This is a genomic window from Aliikangiella aequoris, assembly GCF_053709105.1.
On sequence record NZ_CM132298.1, the window covers coordinates 1,604,412 to 1,621,984 of the forward strand.

The window sequence follows — 17,573 nt, forward strand, 5'->3', positions numbered from 1 at the left end:
AGTCGGTTTAGTTTAGCTCAAATTCAGCACATTCTAATGTTTCAATGCCTGCTTCAATATTGAGTTTATGAGTTTCCGTTCTACTTAGCAGGCGCGCGAAGTAAAATTTCATTGTTTGCTTTTTACTGAGTTTAAACTGGTCGCTTGCGTTACTTTTGTCAACACAGTTAGCTTGTTGTAATAATATATGCGCGACACTGATATATGCCGAGTACATTAAAAAATCAAACGCAGCAGCACCAATTTCTTCAAGATTATTGGCGGCTTTCAACCCAATGCTTTGGCTGATTTGTGACCATTGTTTGCATAATTTAACTAGCGCTTGTTTTTGAGGTGAAAACTCATCACTCACAGCGTCGGTTTGCGCCATAATTTGTTTAATCCATGATCCTAGAGCAGCGCCATTATCACGCAACACTTTCCTGCCGAGGAAGTCGAGCGCTTGGATGCCGTTGGTACCTTCGTAAATTAAAGTAATGCGAGAATCTCTTACTTGTTGTTCAAGTTCCCATTCGCAAATAAAGCCGTGACCACCTAAAGTTTGCACTGCATGATTGGTAGATTCAAAGCCAACTTCTGTCATAAAGGCTTTGCAAATTGGCGTAAGCAGGCTTAAAAGAGATTCTGCATTTTTCGCTTCTTCTGTTTGTTGATTCCCATGTTCGACTATATCGACGAGTGTTGCGGTATAAAGCGCTAGTCCTCGACAACCTTCTATGAGAGCCTTTTGAGACAGCAGCATACGTCTCACGTCTGGATGAACGATAATGGGATCGGCCGGTTTGTTGGGATATTTAGGCCCAGAAAGTGAACGCATTTGCAGACGGTCTTTAGCATAAGCTAACGACGCCTGGCGAGATAAATCTGCAATGGCATAACCTTGTATTGCGGTTCCCAGCCGAGCTTTATTCATCATGGTAAACATGTAGCTCAAGCCTTTATTAGGTTCGCCAATTAAATAGCCTTTCGAATGGTCAAAATTAATCACGCAAGTTGAAGAAGCTTTAATGCCCATTTTATGTTCAATGGCGCTACACTGCACTTGATTGTCACTTGGCTGTTCACAGGAGTTTTCGCACTGTAAGATTTTGGGAACTACAAACAATGAAATGCCGGCAGTTCCTGACGGAGCATCTGGAAGTCGCGCAAGTACTAAGTGAATGATGTTTTCAGCCATATCGTGTTCACCTGCTGAAATAAATATTTTGGTACCGCTAATTAAGTAATCACCATTAACTAATTCAGCTTTGGTTTTTAACAGGCCTAGGTCTGAACCACAATGAGCTTCGGTCAAACACATAGTGCCAGTCCATACGCCAGAAATTAATTTTGGCAAAAATTGTTCTTTTAAGGCCTGAGTTGCATGGTGTTCTAATGCTGCAATGGCTCCATGGGTTAACCCAGGATACATACTCCATGAAGTATTAGCGGCCGCATTAAACTCTGCGGTCGCTACAGAGAGTGAGTAGGGCAAGCCTTGTCCACCAAATTCAGGAGATGCTGCCAATGAGGACCAGCCCGCTTCACAATACTGCTGGTAGGCTTGTTTAAAGCCAGCAGGCGTAATTACTTTACCTTGCTCTAAAATGCAGCCTACCTGATCACCAGGAAAATTGAGTGGCGAAAGTACTTCGCTCGCAAACTTGCCAGATTCTTCAACGATAGCGTTAATAAGTGTTTCATCTGCGGCGTCGTCGAGTTTTAAATTTTGATAGTGTTGGGTCACTTTTAACCAAGTATGTAAGTTAAAGTGAATGTCTTCTAGTGGTGCAGTATATTGGGGCATCATTCAGTCCTCTTTGAATTGATGCGGATTAATTTATCTGGTCAGAGGAGTTGGGTCAAGTGGTTTGTCTGCAATATTTATAAAGCCGCGATAAGTTAGTATTTCAAACAATTAATGCTCCTGCCGAAGATAAATACTCATGTATAATGATTCTTCAAATTTTTAACTCAATCAATTAGTTGGTTATGCAAGACAATACTCAAGAGCAAAGATCTTTGCGTTTTGGCGGGATAAGCAGGCTGTATGGCAAAAAAGCACACGCAAAATTCCAGCAAGCTAGAGTGACTGTAGTGGGCTTAGGCGGCGTTGGTAGTTGGGCTGCAGAGGCGTTAGCAAGATCGGATATAGGTAACATCCATTTGGTCGATTTAGATGATATTTGTGTAACCAATACCAATCGCCAGATTCATGCTGATGTAAAAAGTGTCGGTCAGTTAAAAACACAAGCGATGGCTGAGAGAATTAAAAACATTAATCCTGATTGCCAAGTCACTCTAACCAGTGATTTTATTAGCGCTAAAAATCAAGCAGAAATACTGGCAGATAATCCAGATTTTGTTATAGATGCTATTGATAGCGTACCAGCTAAAGTCGCTTTGTTAGCCTTTTGTAAACGCAATAAAATTAAAGTAATTACGACCGGTGGAGCAGGAGGCCAGCTAGATCCCACGCAAATTAGCTGTGCTGATTTGTCGCGTACTATACAAGATCCTTTAGCTGCCAAGGTGCGTAGTGAATTACGTAGACACTATGGCTTTAGCAAAAACCCGAAACGTAAATTTGGCATTGAATGCATTTATTCGCTGGAACAGCTCAATTACCCGCAATTGGACGGTGAAACCTGCCAACAAAAGGTATTTCAAGATGGAAGTGTGAAAATGGATTGTGAAGGTGGATTAGGTGCCGGTAGTGTAGTTACTGCTTCGTTTGGCATGTTTGCAGCGGCACGAGTGCTCAAAAAACTCGCACAATCTTGAGCCAAGTATTGAATCATCGCCACTCAAACTCAAAGCGCTTAGTTTACTAAGCGTTTTGAGTATGGTGAAATTTGTACTCTGCTAGCCTGAGTATCAAGTTAATGCTTGCAAAGGCGCCTAATTACTAAGACTTGAAATTGCTAAGACTTGAAATTGCTTTGACTTGAAATTACTACGACATAAAACGGCTAAGACGTGAAATTACTAAGCTGGTTAATCTTTCTGATATACAGCATAAGCTCATTTTCAGCTTCATGTTGAGATGAAAATGGACCTTCTTCTTTATGCTCTCGAGTCATAAACCACCAGCCGTCATTAGTGTGGTAGTATCTGTCTGAGCGAAACCAAGCCTTTGAGGGCTCTCCATGGCGTATTTTCATAAACGTTTCTCCTTTTATCGTTTAAAGTTACCTTACGTAGTTAATTTTAGCTCAATTTTTAACCTTATCGTTAATATGAATTATCAATTATAATATTATCCTTAATATAAAATTGATATTACGCCTCAGTCGACGTTTTTAAGCTAAACTTACGAGAATAATTCGGAAGCGTTTCACAGGCTGAGCCGGATTTGTTAATATCCAGTAACATATTGAAATTGGTTGGTTTTAGCGAGTTTTGGTCGGACCAATCAAGTACCAACATAACAATTATAACGATTTTAAAGTGAGATAAGTATTGAGCGCCATCGAGATTCCTGGTTATAAAATAATTCGAACTCTTGGAGTGGGCGGTCAGGCAACTGTATATCTTGCCATTCAAAAAGGATTTGATAGAGAAGTAGCCTTAAAGGTCATGTCTCCGGCATTAGCAGCTGATCCAACCTTTGGAGAGCGATTTATTCGCGAAGCGAAAATAGTCGCTAAACTCTCCCATAAGAGCATTGTTACCGTCTATGATGTCGGTGAAAGTGGTAATTTCTATTACTTGGCTATGGAATATATGCCAGGATCTGACCTAAAAGCAAAAATTAATAGCGGTCTTAAAACCAAAGAGTGCATCAGCATTATTGCGAAGGTGGCAGGTGCATTGCATTTTGCACACCAAAAAGGCTATATACATAGAGACGTAAAATCCGAAAACATCTTGTTTAACGGCGATAATGAACCCGTGTTAACTGATTTTGGTATTGCTAAAGCCTCTAACTCATCTACCCAAATGACGCAAACCGGAAAGCTTATTGGCACACCAGAATACATGAGCCCAGAGCAGTGCCGTGGCAAAACAGTAGATGGCCGTTCCGATTTATACAGTTTAGGCATTATTTTATACGAAATGCTAACCCGCAAAGTTCCGTTTACAGGCGAAGACTCTGTTGCAGTTTGTATTCAGCACGTCACTAAACCCATTCCTAAATTGCCAGTTAGACTAGACCATTATCAGTGGATTATTGATCAGCTACTAGACAAAGATCCTGACAAGCGCTTTCAAACTGGCAAAGACCTAGCGCTTGCTTTGGTGGAGTTTTCTCGCTCTGGAAAATCTCAAAGTATTGTACCCCCGGCGCAAAAGCCTGTTTCTACACAAAACCCCACGGAAATTAATACCGAGTCGGAAGTGCCAGAAATATTCGACGATTTGCATACTGAAAAGCGTAGCTTTAATTATCAAACCGAATCCCAAGATAGCAGTGCCAGTAAACTACCTAAAATTGTTGTAATGAGCTCGCTTGTGGCGTTACTAGCCGTTGGGGTTTTAAGTAAAGACTATTGGTTTGCCGAAACAAGCGCCTGGATTAATGCAAATATTTACGCTTTTAAACCGCTTAGCGAAAATGCGAGTAAGCCAAGTACTGCTGCTGAACCTCAGTTGTCTAAGTTAGAGCGTAAGCAAAGCGATACTAGTGTAGCGCAAAATACAGCAGAGCCAGAACAACCAAACGTTGCCGAACTATTGCAACAAGCTGATGCATTATTGCAGTTTACCCCACATAATATTGATGATTTTAAGCAAGCACTAAAGCTAGTCGCTACGGTAAAAACCTTACAGCCAGATAACAATAATGCAAATTTAATTTATCAAAACATTTTAAGCACGAGTTTAAGTGAGGCAACTGATCTAGCTGAAAAAAATGCGTTTGAACAAGCACAGCAATGGGTTGCTTTGGTTAGTTTTGAAGATCCTAATTACAAACTGTTAGGCGCTACTCAAGAAAATATTAAGCAGATGGAACAAGCATTTTTAGAAGATAGCGACTCTCAGGCAAAGACCCAACAGAAAATAGCGAGTTTATTAGAAGATGCAGAGCAAGCACTGCTTAACCGACGCCTTTCATCGCCGGCCGAAAAAAACGCTATTTACTATTATCAAGAAGTTTTAAAGTTAGACGAGAGCAACCAAGCGGCGCAAGACGGCCTTCAAAAGGTTGCAGATGCATATGAAATACTCATTGAACAAGCGGTTGCCGAACGTTCTTTTTCTAAAGCCAAAGCTTTCCAAGCGCGATTTAATTCATTGTCACAAGATAAGCTTAAACAAGCAGCATTGAGGCAGAAAATTGTGACTGGAGAAAACCAGTATGCCAAGCTTCAACAGCAACAAAAAGAACAAGCGGCTTTAGCTGAAGCCAAGCGAAAAGCAGAGCAAGAAAGACTTGCTAAACTTAATGACCCCATGGTGCAAATGCAACTGCTTGGTAGTCTAGACAGCGCGAAAAGTTTTGAGTCTCAGGGCGTGCTTGTAATGCCAGAGGAAAATAATGCGCTGGCTAAATATAAAAAAGTCCTTGAAATTGACCCAACCAATGAAGAGGCCAAAACTGGCATTGCTCGAATTGAGGCGACAATTAAAACAACGCTAACTCAATTTATAGCCGCCAATGATAGAGCGAATGCAGAAATTTGGTTAACTAAATTAAAGCTATTTAACTCAGAAGATACCGATTATGATTCTTTTGCAGAAAGCGTCGCCAATATTATAGAAGTTGTTCCTACCAAGGAAGAGCCTGAAAGCCAGCTTGACTCAACTGGTTCTGATGCCAATAGCTTAGATTCGATCAATCAAGAGTCAGCAAATAGTAAAGCAAATAGTAAAGCCAATGGTGATAGTGGCGCTGGTCAAAATGAAGATTTAGCCTCACCAACAGATAACAATCTGCCTAAAACATCGCCTGAAAGTAAAGTCGATACTAAACAACAAGAAAGCAATGATATTAAAGCTGAAGATAAACCTGAAGCTAGGCAAGTTGAGTTAACGAGTGAGCCTGAAAGTAAAAAACAGCAAGACCCACCAACGGAAGTCGAATTTTAGTAAATTAGTGCAAATAAAAATTTAAGGTATATTTCTATGAAAAACCAATTGATACAACTATGTAGTTGTTTGGTGTTAATCAGTTTAATTGCTTGTGGTGGAGCTAAGCCCGCGATAATTTCTAATGCAGAAATAGCCAGCGCAGCACAAAATAACAACCTACCTAGCCTGTACGCTAAAATAGAGAAGGTCATCGCAGAATCGAGTGGCAGTAGTAAAAAAGAAGCAATTAATATAAGAAGTAAAATAGTTGGTTTATTAGTTACGCAAGCTAATCAAACTTTAACTAGCTTAAAGCAGCAGCAAGCGAATGATGCCTTTTCTGTGACTAGAAAAAATATTGTTGACTTTAAAAACTATTTAAGTGACATGCAAAACTGGTCAGCAACAGATTATGCCCGTATAGCTCCGCAAGTTGATGCTTTGCTCGAGAGTAAAAACCAGGCGATTGCATCGCTTATGCAACAAAGTGAGCAAGCAGCCGGGGTAGCAGAAAAAGTTAACTTTCATCGGCAAGCGGCACAACTAGCGGGTGCAAATGAGCCTGAAGCAAAATCTTTTGAAGAAGCAAAGAAAACTACAGTTTCGCAAATGCTTTATGTTGGAAGTGATGCGCTCGCGAAACGCTTGTACAGTACGGCAAAAGATGCAGCAAAAACAGGTTTAGCGATTGATGCGGGAAATATCCAGTTTGAGTCAATGTTGTCACAGGCTCAAGCCGGCTTATTTGAAAAAGATTTTCGCTTTGCGTTAGAGAACGGTAAACCAGAGTCAGCATATCAGGCGATGATGGCTGTAGCAGATGAACCAATTTTTATGCAGCTTAAAAAATCGATGCAAAAAAGCATTTTAGTTTTAGCAAATTATTTTTCTGCTAGTGCACACAAAGCCTATCAACAAGGCGACTTATTATTAGCCTACGATAACTTTAATAAAGGGCGCAATATCCAACGCCAATTATCGGTTGCTGCAAGTGGCTTTATTCAAGAAAAGCAGTTTTTAGATTTATTAATGCAAAAGTCTAAGCAGCCCAATTTAAATCTAGGTGAAAAGCAAACTTTGTTAAGAGTTATTGCTGAGTTCGATCCCGCCTATCCGGGACTAAAAACAGAATCGACTAAACTCTTAGGTGAAATAAAGCAGCGAGCCATGACTAAATTGTCTATCGCGGATTTTAAAGAAGTTCTCACTAGCCAAAGCGCACTTAACTCAGTTGGACGACGAATTGGAAGCAAACTCGAACGAATTTTGTTTGAGCAGCTAGGCAATGAAGTTTCAATTGTCACCGCGGATAAGTTAGTACAAGAATCAACTTATGATGGCTTGGCATTAAAAATTGACGGAGAAGTATTGCAAGCGGCAATCGAAACCAATCAGAGTCAAGGAAAAAGAACTTTAAATGTTCGCGTTGGCACCCACAGAGAAGAAACCGAAGACTATCAAGATTGGGCCAGACGTAAGCGTGGGGAAGCACCTAAGCAGTACAATGAAACGCCCATAATGGAAAATGTGGAGCTAGTTGTTAAACACATTAAAAAACTTGCTGTAGCCGAAGTCGCTTATAGAATAGTAGAGCCTTCTAACGGTAGTATTTTATTAACTGATACAATATCAAGTGAACGCCAGTTCAGTGGAGAGTCTATTGATGAACTGCAAAAGGGGGAATTTCATCAAGCATTTGTTGATGGCGGTTTACCCAGTGATATTAAAATTATGGATAATTTAGCGACAGAATTGGCGCAAGGGCTTGGGAAAAAATTAAACGCTTATTTGGAAACGCCAGAAAATGTTTTTTATAAAAAAGCGAATGAAGCTAAAGCCAAAGGTAACAATAGTGATGCGATAGAGTTTTTAGCTAATGCCGTTGCGATTGCACAAGCGAAGGGGTTAGACGTTAACCAGTGGTTAACTGAATTGAAAAGTTTAACACTGAGCAAACATTAAACGCCCACTTTTTCTTAGTTTAAATGCCCTTAATATCAAGGGCATTTTTTTACACGAGATTTTAGCAAGCCAATAAATTTAGACCGCAGGCTGATTTTCCCGGACTCATTAAAGTGTCTCCTGATCTCTATGGGCTGTTGAACAAGATAATGCTTAAGAACCCTGCGGATTAGAGCTGTGGCTACAAAAGATGTGGTTGCAAAAGATGCGGTTGCAAAAAATGTGGCTGAAAAAGTTAACTGGTTAAACTCTTACTTTTAAATTAGGCATCTCGTGGTAGCATTGTATTGATGCAGTTAAGTAATTTTTTATTATCTTGAAGGGGTTTGGTTTTATCCATTAATTGGGTAATAGCCCAATTAATATGCTCGTTCACTAATTGATTGGCTAAACTCTTTTTTGCTTTTAATAACGTTATTGCAGGCTCTGAAAATTCACCATTACCAATGGCTACAGCTAAATTTCTAAGCCAGTTTTGATACCCAATTCTACGTATTGGACTTCCTGCTAGCTTATCTAGAAACTCTGCTTCATCCCATTGCCAAAGTGTGAGCAAATCAATATTGTCTAGTTCGTTACGCGCCGCAAAGTCACCAAATTTATTTGGCGTTGAAAAACGATTCCAGGGACAAGCCAACTGACAGTCATCGCAGCCGTAAATCCGGTTACCTATTTTGGGGCGGAGTGAGACGGGAATTTCGCCCTGATTTTCAATGGTTAAATAAGAAATACATCGAGTTGCATCGACTTTATTGGGTCCAATTATAGCTTGAGTAGGGCATAGCTTAATGCAAGAACTACAGCTGCCACATAAGTCCTCAACCGGCTCATCAACTGGCAATGCTAAATTAATAAATATTTCGCCTAGAAAAAACCAGGAACCAGCCTGTCGATTAATGACTAAAGTATGCTTTCCTTTCCAACCTAAACCAGACTTTTCTGCAAATGCTGTTTCTAATACTGGTGCACTGTCAACAAAAACTCGTGTACTCAAATCCGTTAAGCAAGCGTCTTGTTGAATTGTTTTGCAAAGCGAGCTTAATTTTTTTCTTAACAATTTGTGGTAGTCGCGTCCTAAAGCGTACCTAGAAACATTCGCTTTGGTTGAATCTAATAATGGTTTAGAAAAGCCAGCGCTTTGAGGTAGGTAATCGTAACGTAAAGATATCACGCGCAAAGTATTAGGGTGTAGCTGCTGCGGAAATTGACGAAGATCTTGGTTTCTTTCTAGGTAAGACATTTGTCCATGATAGCCATCCTTTACCCATTGTTTAAACTCATCTATATATCCGCCGGTATCAACATCAGAGACTCTTGCATCTTGAAAGCCATTTTCAAGCGCAATTTTGATAATCTTTTGCTTTATTTTTAACAAGTCTTCAGCTTGCATCTTTACCGATCGCCGAACAGAACAATATGCATTAAGATTATACGCACTTTTTTCTAAAATATAAGTATTGAGGCTAAGCGAGCCAAGCTGAAGTCGCAATTTGATAATTATGAAGCTTGGTTGCTTTTTAACCTTTAGTAGATTAATTGCATAAAATACTTGAGTCTCGGCTTGCATTCGGTTAGATTAGCGCCTGCAACACATTTGCGCCATTAGCTCAGCTGGATAGAGCATCAGGCTTCGAACCTGAGGGTCGGGCGTTCGAATCGCTCATGGCGCGCCAAATTTTAAAAGGTCACTATTTAGTGACCTTTTTTTGTTTAGGCATTCAATTATTAGTCAATTTCTAATGCTTTCTAAAAAGTACGCTTTAATACAACCGCTGTAAAACAACCGCTCTAAAACAACTGCATAGTCTCAGTGTCGCTATCTTTGGGTTACCTACAGGTTCATTTTAGTTAGAAAGCTTGAGGTATTGGCGTCATTTTAGTTAAACTGGATCTCTGTTTAACAAAGCGAACTATTTATTGTGTTAATCGATCACAAGCAACTCAGCCCAGAAGCGCTGCAAGGCATCATTGAGTCTTATATTCAATCCAATATTAATGAAGCCGAAGTCGACCTTAAAATGACTGAATGGGTTGATAAAATTAAGTCCCATATTAGTAAAGGGGAGCTTGTAATTGAATTTAGCGAGCTCAATCAATCGGTGTATTTAAAAGACCCTCACGCGCTGAGTGTTTCTAGTGAGAGCTCTGATAATCAAGAAAACTATGAGGAGAGATATCGTGAAAAATAAATCTGCAATTTTAATTATAGTATTGCTTTTTAGCTGTTTTACAATGGCAAATGAGCCATCAAATCTAAAGTCTATTGAAATTAAAAATTTAAATACTTTGAGTGACTCGATAATTACAGCGGGCCAACCTTCGCAACAGGCAATAAAGTCATTTGCAACAAGTGGCGTTAAAACGATAATCAACTTAAGAACACCAGGTGAGTTTAACGACTTTGACGAGAAAAAAATTGTTGAAACCGAAGGTATGGAATATATTCAACTGCCCATTTCTGGAGCCAGTGATATTAATTTAGAAAATGCACAAAAGTTAGATGAACTTTTACAAACAGCTAAAGGGCCAGTGCTTATTCATTGCGCAAGTAGCAATCGGGTAGGGGCACTTTTGGCAATAAGAGCTGCGGCAGTTCAAAGTAAATCGCTACAAGAAGCAATTTCTATTGGCGAAAGTACAGGCTTAGGCAGTCTAAAAGAACATACTCAATCTGTGATTAAATCCATAAAGAAATAATGGCAGTGTGAGTTAGTTTTAATTCAAAGTTAGTCAGTTAGTCAGTTAGTCAGTTCGTTAACTGACTAATGATGATCAAAGACTATTCCAGGTTTTCAAAACTAAGGGTTTTAAGAATCAACTCAACATCGGGTTTGTCTTGTTCAAACTGGGCAATTTTTATAGGGAAATAATTAAGTGCCGGAGCAAACCAAATTGAAAACCGCCCATCGTCACCGCTCGAGCGATTAAATCTAAGTGCTTCAAATGTACCGAACTCAGTGACTATTTTTTGTTTAGCCTTTAAAGTATAACGGTATGGTTTTCGTTTTCCTTTGTAACTAATTAAGTACACAAACTCAGTTTTATTCTGTAGCAGATCGGCTCGCATTTGCACTATATGTGACATTCTGTCATACAAGTGTTCATCTAAGCTCAACTCCCAAGTTTGAGAGTCTTTTTTACCTGTTTCACGGTTAGTATCCCAGTTAAAATCTTGAACTATTTCTCTGTCATCTTTAAAGCTTATTTTCGTTGAGGTAAAAAACTTGTGAGTGTAAAGTTCATTGCCCACGATATTAAATAACGAATACTCATTACTTTTTAGTTTCAGCATCCACTTTCTTAATTCACTTTTAATCTCTAACGACCAGTGACCTGTTGTTCGTTTTAACGAGCGCGTTGCAGTTCCTAGTTTGTCTCCATCTGAAATGACAGTATATTTCGCGGTATAAGGAAATAAAAATGCCCAATGATTTCTTTTTGACTTAGTGTTTTCTCGGTTTAGCTCAATTCGTGGCAGGGGTTCTTGGCTGCTATTAATCGGGTCAGGGTTTTCGTTTAGAGATTGTTGCTGTGCGTTTTTATTTAGGTTGGCTTGGTTTTCATTAAGCGCAGTTTGTGCTGATGGCTGACTACTTATGTTTGCAGACAGTTCGCCAGCTGGCTTAGCTTGGTTGGTTGTTTGCTGATTTATTTGACTGACTTCTAATTGTTTTGAGGTAACTGTAATATCAGCCGAGTGAAGCGGTTGAGCTTTACTACTACATGAGAAAATAAAAGGCATAAAAACTAAGCAGATTACACCGAGCCGTTTATATTTAAGATTTTTTTTAGGCGTTAAAATGGGTTGCATTGTAAGCTCGTGTAAATTTCATGTTGTTTTAATCGAGCTGAATGGGATGAGTTAAAACTTTCTTTTCCCAAAATGCTTGATTATTAAGCATAGTTACCTTTTCTTCAATAATCCACTTAACCACTTGAGGGAACAAGCGGTGCTCTTGGGTTAGGACTCGTTCTGCAAGGCTTAGTTCAGTGTCGTTTGGCATTAGCTTTACTTTTGCCTGGGCAATGACAGGCCCACCGTCAAGCTCTTTAGTTACGTAGTGAACACTTGAACCATGAAATTTATCTTGATTTTTAAGCGCTTTAGCATGGGTATTTAAGCCAGGATATTTGGGTAATAAACTGGGATGAATATTGATTAGTTTGGCATAAAACTGGCTAACAAACGCTTCACTCAAAATGCGCATAAACCCCGCTAATACAATTAGGTCGGGTTGATATTTTTGTATTTCAGCGGCTAATGATTGATCAAAGAGTTCGCGGCTTGAATAGTCTTGGTGCGGTAAAATAGCTGTCACTATGCCCGCATTCTGCGCGCGAACTAAGCCGTGAGCTGCTGGGTTATTTGAAATAACTGCGACAATATCAGCGTCAAAAAAGTTTTTAGACTGGGCGTTAATTAGCGCCTGTAAATTGGAGCCATTTCCAGAAATTAATATGACAATCCGTTTTCTCGCCATTTAATACTACCAGCAGAATTTATAGAGTGATTAAACTAAAGTAAGGGCCAGAGTTTTCTGGCCTATTTAAAACTAACTTGGGTGCCGTCGGTTGCCGGTGTTATTTCACCTAAGTGCCAAGCGGTTTCGCCTAAATCATTTAAGATTTGAATGGCTTGTGCAAGGTTATCTTGAGACACAACAATAACCATACCAACACCACAGTTGAATGTTTTATACATTTCCATTATCTCTACATTGCCGTTGGATTGTAACCATTCAAAAATAGCAGGCATTTTCCAGCTTTGGGTGTCAATTTGAGCGCATGCGTTTTCTGGTATAACACGTGGAATATTTTCTAGTAAGCCACCACCGGTAATATGCGATAGTGCTTTAACCTCTAACGACTTAATCAGCTCTAACACAGATTTAACGTAAATTTTTGTCGGTTCTAATAAGGTTTTTGCTAAGGTGCTGTCGCCAAATTCTTGCTCTAAATCAGCGCCAGAAACTTCAATGATTTTACGAATAAGCGAGTAGCCGTTTGAGTGAGGTCCGCTAGAAGCCAAACCTATCAGTTGATCGCCCGCAGTGACTTTGGTGCCATCAATGACTTTTGACTTTTCAACTATACCAACACAAAAGCCGGCTAGGTCGTAATCTTCACCTTCGTACATGCCGGGCATTTCAGCTGTTTCGCCGCCGATTAAAGCGCAATTAGATTGTTTACAGCCTTCGCCAATTCCTGTGACAACGTCAACCGCAGTGTTCACGTCGAGTTTGCCAGTCGCATAGTAATCTAAAAAGTAGAGTGGCTCTGCGCCTTGAACAATTAAATCGTTAACACACATAGCGACAAGATCAATTCCTACTTTGTCATGTATGCCAGCATCTATAGCCAAACGTAGTTTGGTACCAACGCCATCAGTCCCAGAAACGAGTACGGGTTGCTCATAGCCTGTTGGCAACTCAAACATTGCACCAAAACCGCCTAAGTTAGATACAACTTCTGGACGACGTGTCGCTTTTGCAACACTTTTTATTCGTTCAACTAGCTGATTTCCAGCATCAATATCAACACCGGCATCTTTGTAGCTAAGGCTTGGTTTGTTTGAATCTGTCATACGTTTAAATCTCTTTTTAATAGCCTGATTAAATTGCGCGCTATTCTATCACGCTAGGGCTTGAATGCGACAGATTTTGGGCAAAATTAAATAGATAAACAGTCGCTTGAGGATTAAATGATAAAATGCTCGCCAATACTAAGCTTGCCAATTCAAAGCTCGCCAATATAAGTGATAGCGATTTCTTGGGGTTAGAGATTAGCGAAAAGTTATCGCTGCCGCTGTTCTAATGACTGTAAAGCTTCATTAATCGCATAGTCGTTAAAAGCAGGGTCTTGCCGTTCAAGTTCGAACGGGCCGGTCCAGTCTTCGGGAGGCGCTGTTTCTAAAGGGTTAAGTGATTTCCATCCGCTAAAGTCAAGTTCTTCAATATCGCCATCGAAATATTGAATTTCAACGGTTTGATCATCGTAGTCAATTGCAACCACTTCGAACACGTTAGGATCAGTGATTGGTCGGTACCAGTGACCGATTTCAGCAGAAACTTGGCCAGACATCATTGTACTTACCTCTATTTTCGTTTTGTAATCGAAAGAGCCGGTTAATTCACTCGGTATTATATAAGGCCTTTAATTATCGGCCCTTCAGAGTAAGCATGGTCTAAAATTTGGTGTTTTAAAAGGATCATTTCGTTCATAAGAATAAGGCTAATAGAAGAATTTTTTATTTGCCAGATACGGGTATTGACTTTGGTTTGAAAAGCGAGGAAAAATTGAGGGTTTTGGACTATTTAGCGCCAGATTGTCCAATTTGACTCGATATAGGCGCGTTAAACACTCGATCAATAAACACCTCACTTTGATTGGTTAATTGCGCATAAATGAGTTGATAGGTAAGCACGTTTTTAACGTACTCTCGGGTTTCCTTGTATGGTATTTGTTCTATCCAATAAATGCTGTTTTCTGAATTATTCAATTTTAACCATTCGTCAACTCTGCTTTTACCTGCATTATATGCAGCGGTAGCCAAAACTGGGTTATCTTTAAAGCTAGTGTACATTTTGCCTAAATGTGCTGTACCAAGCTTAATATTTGTTTCAGGGTTAAGCAGCTGGTTGGCGTGATGGTACTTATCTTGACGTTTAGCGACTGACTTTGCGGTGGTGTGCTTAAGCTGCATTAAGCCTTTGGCGCCTACACGCGAATGAGCATCGGCCTTAAATGCGCTTTCCTGACGGGCAATAGCAAACGCCCAACTGACTGGGATTGAGTGTTTTTGTGCATACTGATTAAAGGTTTCTAAGTGAGCTAAAGGAAAGCGTTTGGCAACATCGTCAATTTGTTTACTTCTGGCAAATGCGAGAATTGCTTGGTGCTGCCAACCCCATAGGTGGGCAATGTGGGCCAATTTAATTTGCTCTTGGTGCGGGGTTTGACGGACGAGATAGTTCCACTCGGAGCGGGCTAAGGAAAAACGTTTTAATTGATATAGCTCTTTGGCGCGGAGGGCGGTTGGTGCGTTTGCTAGCTCGTCGAGTTCACTTGCTGCAAAATTAAAGCTTTGTTGCGCTAAATTTGCAGGAATATTTAATTGGCGAGCAGATAAAAAACCATAATAGCTACGAGTGGCCGCCAAAGCTTCGAAGCGACTTTTAGCTGAAACTAAGTCTCCTATTTGTGTTGCTGCAACCGCATTCCAATATTGCCATTGATTGGAGCTATCACCAGCATCAATAAAGTTTTGGGTTAGTTGTAAAATCTTAGGCCAATCTTGGCGGTTTAAAGCGCTCGATAATAGCCAGTGTTTTACAGACTCATCTTGCGAGTGAGTTAATGAACTTAACCAGTCTTCTGCCTTAGGATCTCTATTGATAGCTAAACTTAAACTAATATTGCGCTTTACCTGTGGTAGCTCGCGATTTAGCTGGTAGTGAGTTGAAAGGTGCTGCCACAGCTCAATGGCTTGGTTTGGGTTCTGCCAAGCGAGTTTACCTAGTGCAATCTCAATAATATCGTGGGCTTTGTCTGTTAATGGCAAACTAAATTTAACCTTTTTAAGTGAATAAGGTCTTTTATTTGCTGCAATAAGCAGATCGGCCGCGTCTCTAGAGTCGGGGGCTAGCTGCTTTTTCAAGTACTTGATTAAGCGATAATTATTGGCTTTTACTACCTTAATAAGGCGTTGCCAAACTTGTGATTCTTGGCGCAGACCAGACTTTTTCCAAGCCGCAAGTATTGGATCACAAGCTTTGGGTAGCGAGTTTGCCGTTGCCCATACATTGGCAACTTGATTAAAAACATCTTTAGGGTTTTCATTTAGCCGACGTCTAAATTCGAGTTGTTTGCAGATTAAATGTGGACTGTTAAAGCTTCTATAATGGCGTAAAAAAAGCTGGCTATAATCATTGTCGGCAAGCCAATAGAGCCATTTATACCGCAACTTCCTGGCGACTGGCTGTTCTCCAAATTCGTTGAAAAAGGCTTCAATTGCTTGAGTATGCTTAAACTGACGCGACTTCAGTAAATAATCTCTAATTAAGTAGCTTTTAAGGGGATAGTCTTCTAGTTGGGTTAAAAGTTGCTTAAACTCTTGGTAGCGCCCTTTTAATAGGGCTTTCTCGGCTTTTAAAAAAAGCGCTCTTTTGGTCGCCAATTGCTGCTCTGATAGAGCGTGTTTTTTATCTGTTAGTGGCGCAGATACGGGCTTGGCGGTGTTGCTTTGAGGGAGTGTTAGGTCTTTTGATAAATCTTTGATAGCCGTATTGGCCTCTAAACAGCCAATAAAAAGCCCCATCACAATTATGCTGATTGCTTTTGAATTGAGTTTATTTACAGCCAAATCAGTTTTCCTAGGGCGCGCTATAGCCGTGAAGTAGAGCCACGGTTACTTAAAATAAAGGTTTAAAAAATAAACGCTTACCTCTTTTTATCACTTGTTTCATACCACTGTCTAGTTTTTGTTAACAAGCTAAAAAATGGGGAACAGTAAAGCGATAGCAAGCGCTGATTATTCAATCTTTATTAAGTTATCGCGTAAATTAGCAATAAGTTGAGCTTTTTTACTCAAACAGCGGCTAAAAAGCAGCTAAAACCTTAGTTATTTCTATTTATTTGGCTTATAGAATAAAAAAGAGTGCACGCGGAACTTAAACGTGCACCCAAGGTGAAGACTTTAGGAAGCACGGCTCAGAAAATTACAGAAGGGGCTGAGCCGTGCGGGGTAGAACTCAGTTTTGAGCGACTTGGTTCGCGTTGGTATCAATAAAGTTTAAGCTAACTTTTCGGGCCATTGCTAGCGCATCTCTGTCGGCCTGTTCAAAGGTACTAATTTCGCCGTGAGCATGGCTAATAATTCTATTTGAGTCTATTCCAAACTCAGCAAATGCTTGCTCTACCGCCGATACTCGCTGTTGAGACAGTGTTAAGTTTGAAGCTTTACTGCCTCTAGGGTCAGAGTATCCATCAAGTTGTACCTGAAAGTTTGGATAATTATTTAATAGTTTAGCGATACGTTTTATATTGGCTAAATCTGTGTCTGATAGGGCAAAAGAGTTAGTGGTAAACATTAGGTTAAGCGTTGGGCCATCGGCAAGCCAACCAGAGGTTTCTTGAGGAGCATTGGCGATAGATTCACGCAATGTGCTGAGCTCTAGCTGTAAATCACTTTGCTGTTGTTGCAGAACGACATATTCTTGATTGACTTGCTCAAGTTGATTGGCTTTTTCAACTTGATCGCCCAATAAGATGCCAGCTACACCGCCAAGAATAAATCCGAGCGGGCCACCCACTGCTGCACCGGTGATCGCACCGGTGGCGAAGCCTATATTTTCTTCGGTACTTGAGGCCGCTGCGTTCGCTGTGTTGATAGTTGAAGCAACTAATAATGCGGTGATGGTGATTACTTTTTTCATTTGAAAACTCCTAAATGTTAGTTTTATCGATTAATTCTATTGGTTCTACCCAAAAATATTGGCCTTCCTTGGCTCTTACCCTTTGTCTATAAGTCCTTAGTAAAAGCGCCAAAAGCTATTTTGTGATTTGCTTTTGGATGAATCTATTAAACCGCTAAATAACGGCGCTAAAATATTATTAAA

At 40.1% G+C, this 17,573-nt stretch carries 14 protein-coding genes and 1 tRNA gene; 6 read left to right on the forward strand and 9 right to left on the reverse strand.

The genetic code is table 11. From position 1 onward, the window contains the following. Positions 1–7 precede the first annotated feature (7 nt). Entirely contained in the window at positions 8–1,786 is a 1,779-nt protein-coding gene (locus ACUR5C_RS07030; RefSeq protein ID WP_454467872.1) for an acyl-CoA dehydrogenase family protein, read from the reverse strand. Positions 1,787–1,971: 185 nt separating this feature from the next. Here ACUR5C_RS07030 and tcdA point away from each other — a divergent pair, with 185 nt between their 5' ends. Then, the gene (gene tcdA / locus ACUR5C_RS07035) at positions 1,972–2,763 is read left to right on the forward strand and encodes a tRNA cyclic N6-threonylcarbamoyladenosine(37) synthase TcdA (RefSeq protein ID WP_454467645.1); all 792 of its coding nucleotides are present in this window, start codon (positions 1,972–1,974) and stop codon (positions 2,761–2,763) included. Between the two features lie 188 nt (positions 2,764–2,951). On the opposite strand, the gene ACUR5C_RS07040 is transcribed toward tcdA, so the two are convergent. Then, positions 2,952–3,143: a DUF6316 family protein gene (locus tag ACUR5C_RS07040; protein WP_454467646.1), complete on the reverse strand. Its 192-nt coding sequence runs from the start codon at positions 3,141–3,143 to the stop codon at positions 2,952–2,954. Positions 3,144–3,441: 298 nt separating this feature from the next. On the opposite strand from ACUR5C_RS07040, the gene ACUR5C_RS07045 reads away from it, so the two are divergent. Together ACUR5C_RS07045 and ACUR5C_RS07050 are read left to right on the forward strand one after the other, a co-directional pair. Then, the gene (locus ACUR5C_RS07045) at positions 3,442–6,012 is read left to right on the forward strand and encodes a serine/threonine protein kinase (RefSeq protein ID WP_454467647.1); all 2,571 of its coding nucleotides are present in this window, start codon (positions 3,442–3,444) and stop codon (positions 6,010–6,012) included. 36 nt (positions 6,013–6,048) lie between these two features. Further along, positions 6,049–7,956 carry a hypothetical protein gene (locus ACUR5C_RS07050; RefSeq protein WP_454467648.1) on the forward strand — a complete coding sequence of 636 codons (1,908 nt, stop codon included), beginning with the start codon at positions 6,049–6,051 and terminating at the stop codon, positions 7,954–7,956. A 262-nt stretch (positions 7,957–8,218) separates the two neighbouring features. Here ACUR5C_RS07050 and queG read toward each other — a convergent pair whose 3' ends face one another. After that, positions 8,219–9,346: a tRNA epoxyqueuosine(34) reductase QueG gene (queG, locus tag ACUR5C_RS07055; protein ID WP_454467649.1), complete on the reverse strand. Its 1,128-nt coding sequence runs from the start codon at positions 9,344–9,346 to the stop codon at positions 8,219–8,221. A gap of 206 nt (positions 9,347–9,552) precedes the next feature. On the opposite strand from queG, the gene ACUR5C_RS07060 reads away from it, so the two are divergent. The 3 genes from ACUR5C_RS07060 to ACUR5C_RS07070 all read left to right on the forward strand — a co-directional run bounded on the left by ACUR5C_RS07060 (position 9,553) and on the right by ACUR5C_RS07070 (position 10,653). Then, positions 9,553–9,629: transfer RNA gene (locus ACUR5C_RS07060), tRNA-Arg, on the forward strand. A gap of 246 nt (positions 9,630–9,875) precedes the next feature. After that, positions 9,876–10,145: a YheU family protein gene (locus ACUR5C_RS07065; RefSeq protein WP_454467650.1), complete on the forward strand. Its 270-nt coding sequence runs from the start codon at positions 9,876–9,878 to the stop codon at positions 10,143–10,145. Continuing rightward, positions 10,135–10,653, forward strand: a complete 519-nt coding sequence (locus ACUR5C_RS07070) for a protein tyrosine phosphatase family protein (protein WP_454467651.1) — start codon at positions 10,135–10,137, stop codon at positions 10,651–10,653. Before ACUR5C_RS07065 ends, ACUR5C_RS07070 begins: the two co-directional genes overlap by 11 nt. Positions 10,654–10,735: 82 nt before the next feature. On the opposite strand, the gene ACUR5C_RS07075 is transcribed toward ACUR5C_RS07070, so the two are convergent. From ACUR5C_RS07075 to ACUR5C_RS07100, 6 genes are all read right to left on the reverse strand, one after another. Further along, positions 10,736–11,767: a DUF3108 domain-containing protein gene (locus ACUR5C_RS07075; protein WP_454467652.1), complete on the reverse strand. Its 1,032-nt coding sequence runs from the start codon at positions 11,765–11,767 to the stop codon at positions 10,736–10,738. A gap of 28 nt (positions 11,768–11,795) precedes the next feature. Next, positions 11,796–12,437 carry a phosphoribosylglycinamide formyltransferase gene (gene purN / locus ACUR5C_RS07080; protein WP_454467653.1) on the reverse strand — a complete coding sequence of 214 codons (642 nt, stop codon included), beginning with the start codon at positions 12,435–12,437 and terminating at the stop codon, positions 11,796–11,798. 62 nt (positions 12,438–12,499) lie between these two features. Continuing rightward, positions 12,500–13,540: a phosphoribosylformylglycinamidine cyclo-ligase gene (gene purM / locus ACUR5C_RS07085; protein WP_454467654.1), complete on the reverse strand. Its 1,041-nt coding sequence runs from the start codon at positions 13,538–13,540 to the stop codon at positions 12,500–12,502. 209 nt (positions 13,541–13,749) lie between these two features. Next, complete coding sequence (locus ACUR5C_RS07090; protein WP_454467655.1) at positions 13,750–14,040, reverse strand: DUF6763 family protein; 291 nt, start codon at positions 14,038–14,040, stop codon at positions 13,750–13,752. A gap of 226 nt (positions 14,041–14,266) precedes the next feature. Then, positions 14,267–16,318 (reverse strand): transglycosylase SLT domain-containing protein, encoded by a 2,052-nt coding sequence (locus ACUR5C_RS07095; RefSeq protein WP_454467656.1) that lies wholly within the window; start codon positions 16,316–16,318, stop codon positions 14,267–14,269. 388 nt (positions 16,319–16,706) lie between these two features. Further along, complete coding sequence (locus ACUR5C_RS07100; RefSeq protein ID WP_454467657.1) at positions 16,707–17,390, reverse strand: OmpA family protein; 684 nt, start codon at positions 17,388–17,390, stop codon at positions 16,707–16,709. Positions 17,391–17,573: the final 183 nt, after the last annotated feature.

Coding starts and splice junctions, on each gene's coding strand:
- ACUR5C_RS07030 (WP_454467872.1), bottom strand. CDS start 1,786: ATGCCCCAATATACTGCACCACTAGAAGACATTCACTTTAACTTACAT.
- tcdA (WP_454467645.1), top strand. CDS start 1,972: ATGCAAGACAATACTCAAGAGCAAAGATCTTTGCGTTTTGGCGGGATA.
- ACUR5C_RS07040 (WP_454467646.1), bottom strand. CDS start 3,143: ATGAAAATACGCCATGGAGAGCCCTCAAAGGCTTGGTTTCGCTCAGAC.
- ACUR5C_RS07050 (WP_454467648.1), top strand. CDS start 6,049: ATGAAAAACCAATTGATACAACTATGTAGTTGTTTGGTGTTAATCAGT.
- queG (WP_454467649.1), bottom strand. CDS start 9,346: ATGCAAGCTGAAGACTTGTTAAAAATAAAGCAAAAGATTATCAAAATT.
- ACUR5C_RS07075 (WP_454467652.1), bottom strand. CDS start 11,767: ATGCAACCCATTTTAACGCCTAAAAAAAATCTTAAATATAAACGGCTC.
- purN (WP_454467653.1), bottom strand. CDS start 12,437: ATGGCGAGAAAACGGATTGTCATATTAATTTCTGGAAATGGCTCCAAT.
- purM (WP_454467654.1), bottom strand. CDS start 13,540: ATGACAGATTCAAACAAACCAAGCCTTAGCTACAAAGATGCCGGTGTT.
- ACUR5C_RS07090 (WP_454467655.1), bottom strand. CDS start 14,040: ATGATGTCTGGCCAAGTTTCTGCTGAAATCGGTCACTGGTACCGACCA.
- ACUR5C_RS07100 (WP_454467657.1), bottom strand. CDS start 17,390: ATGAAAAAAGTAATCACCATCACCGCATTATTAGTTGCTTCAACTATC.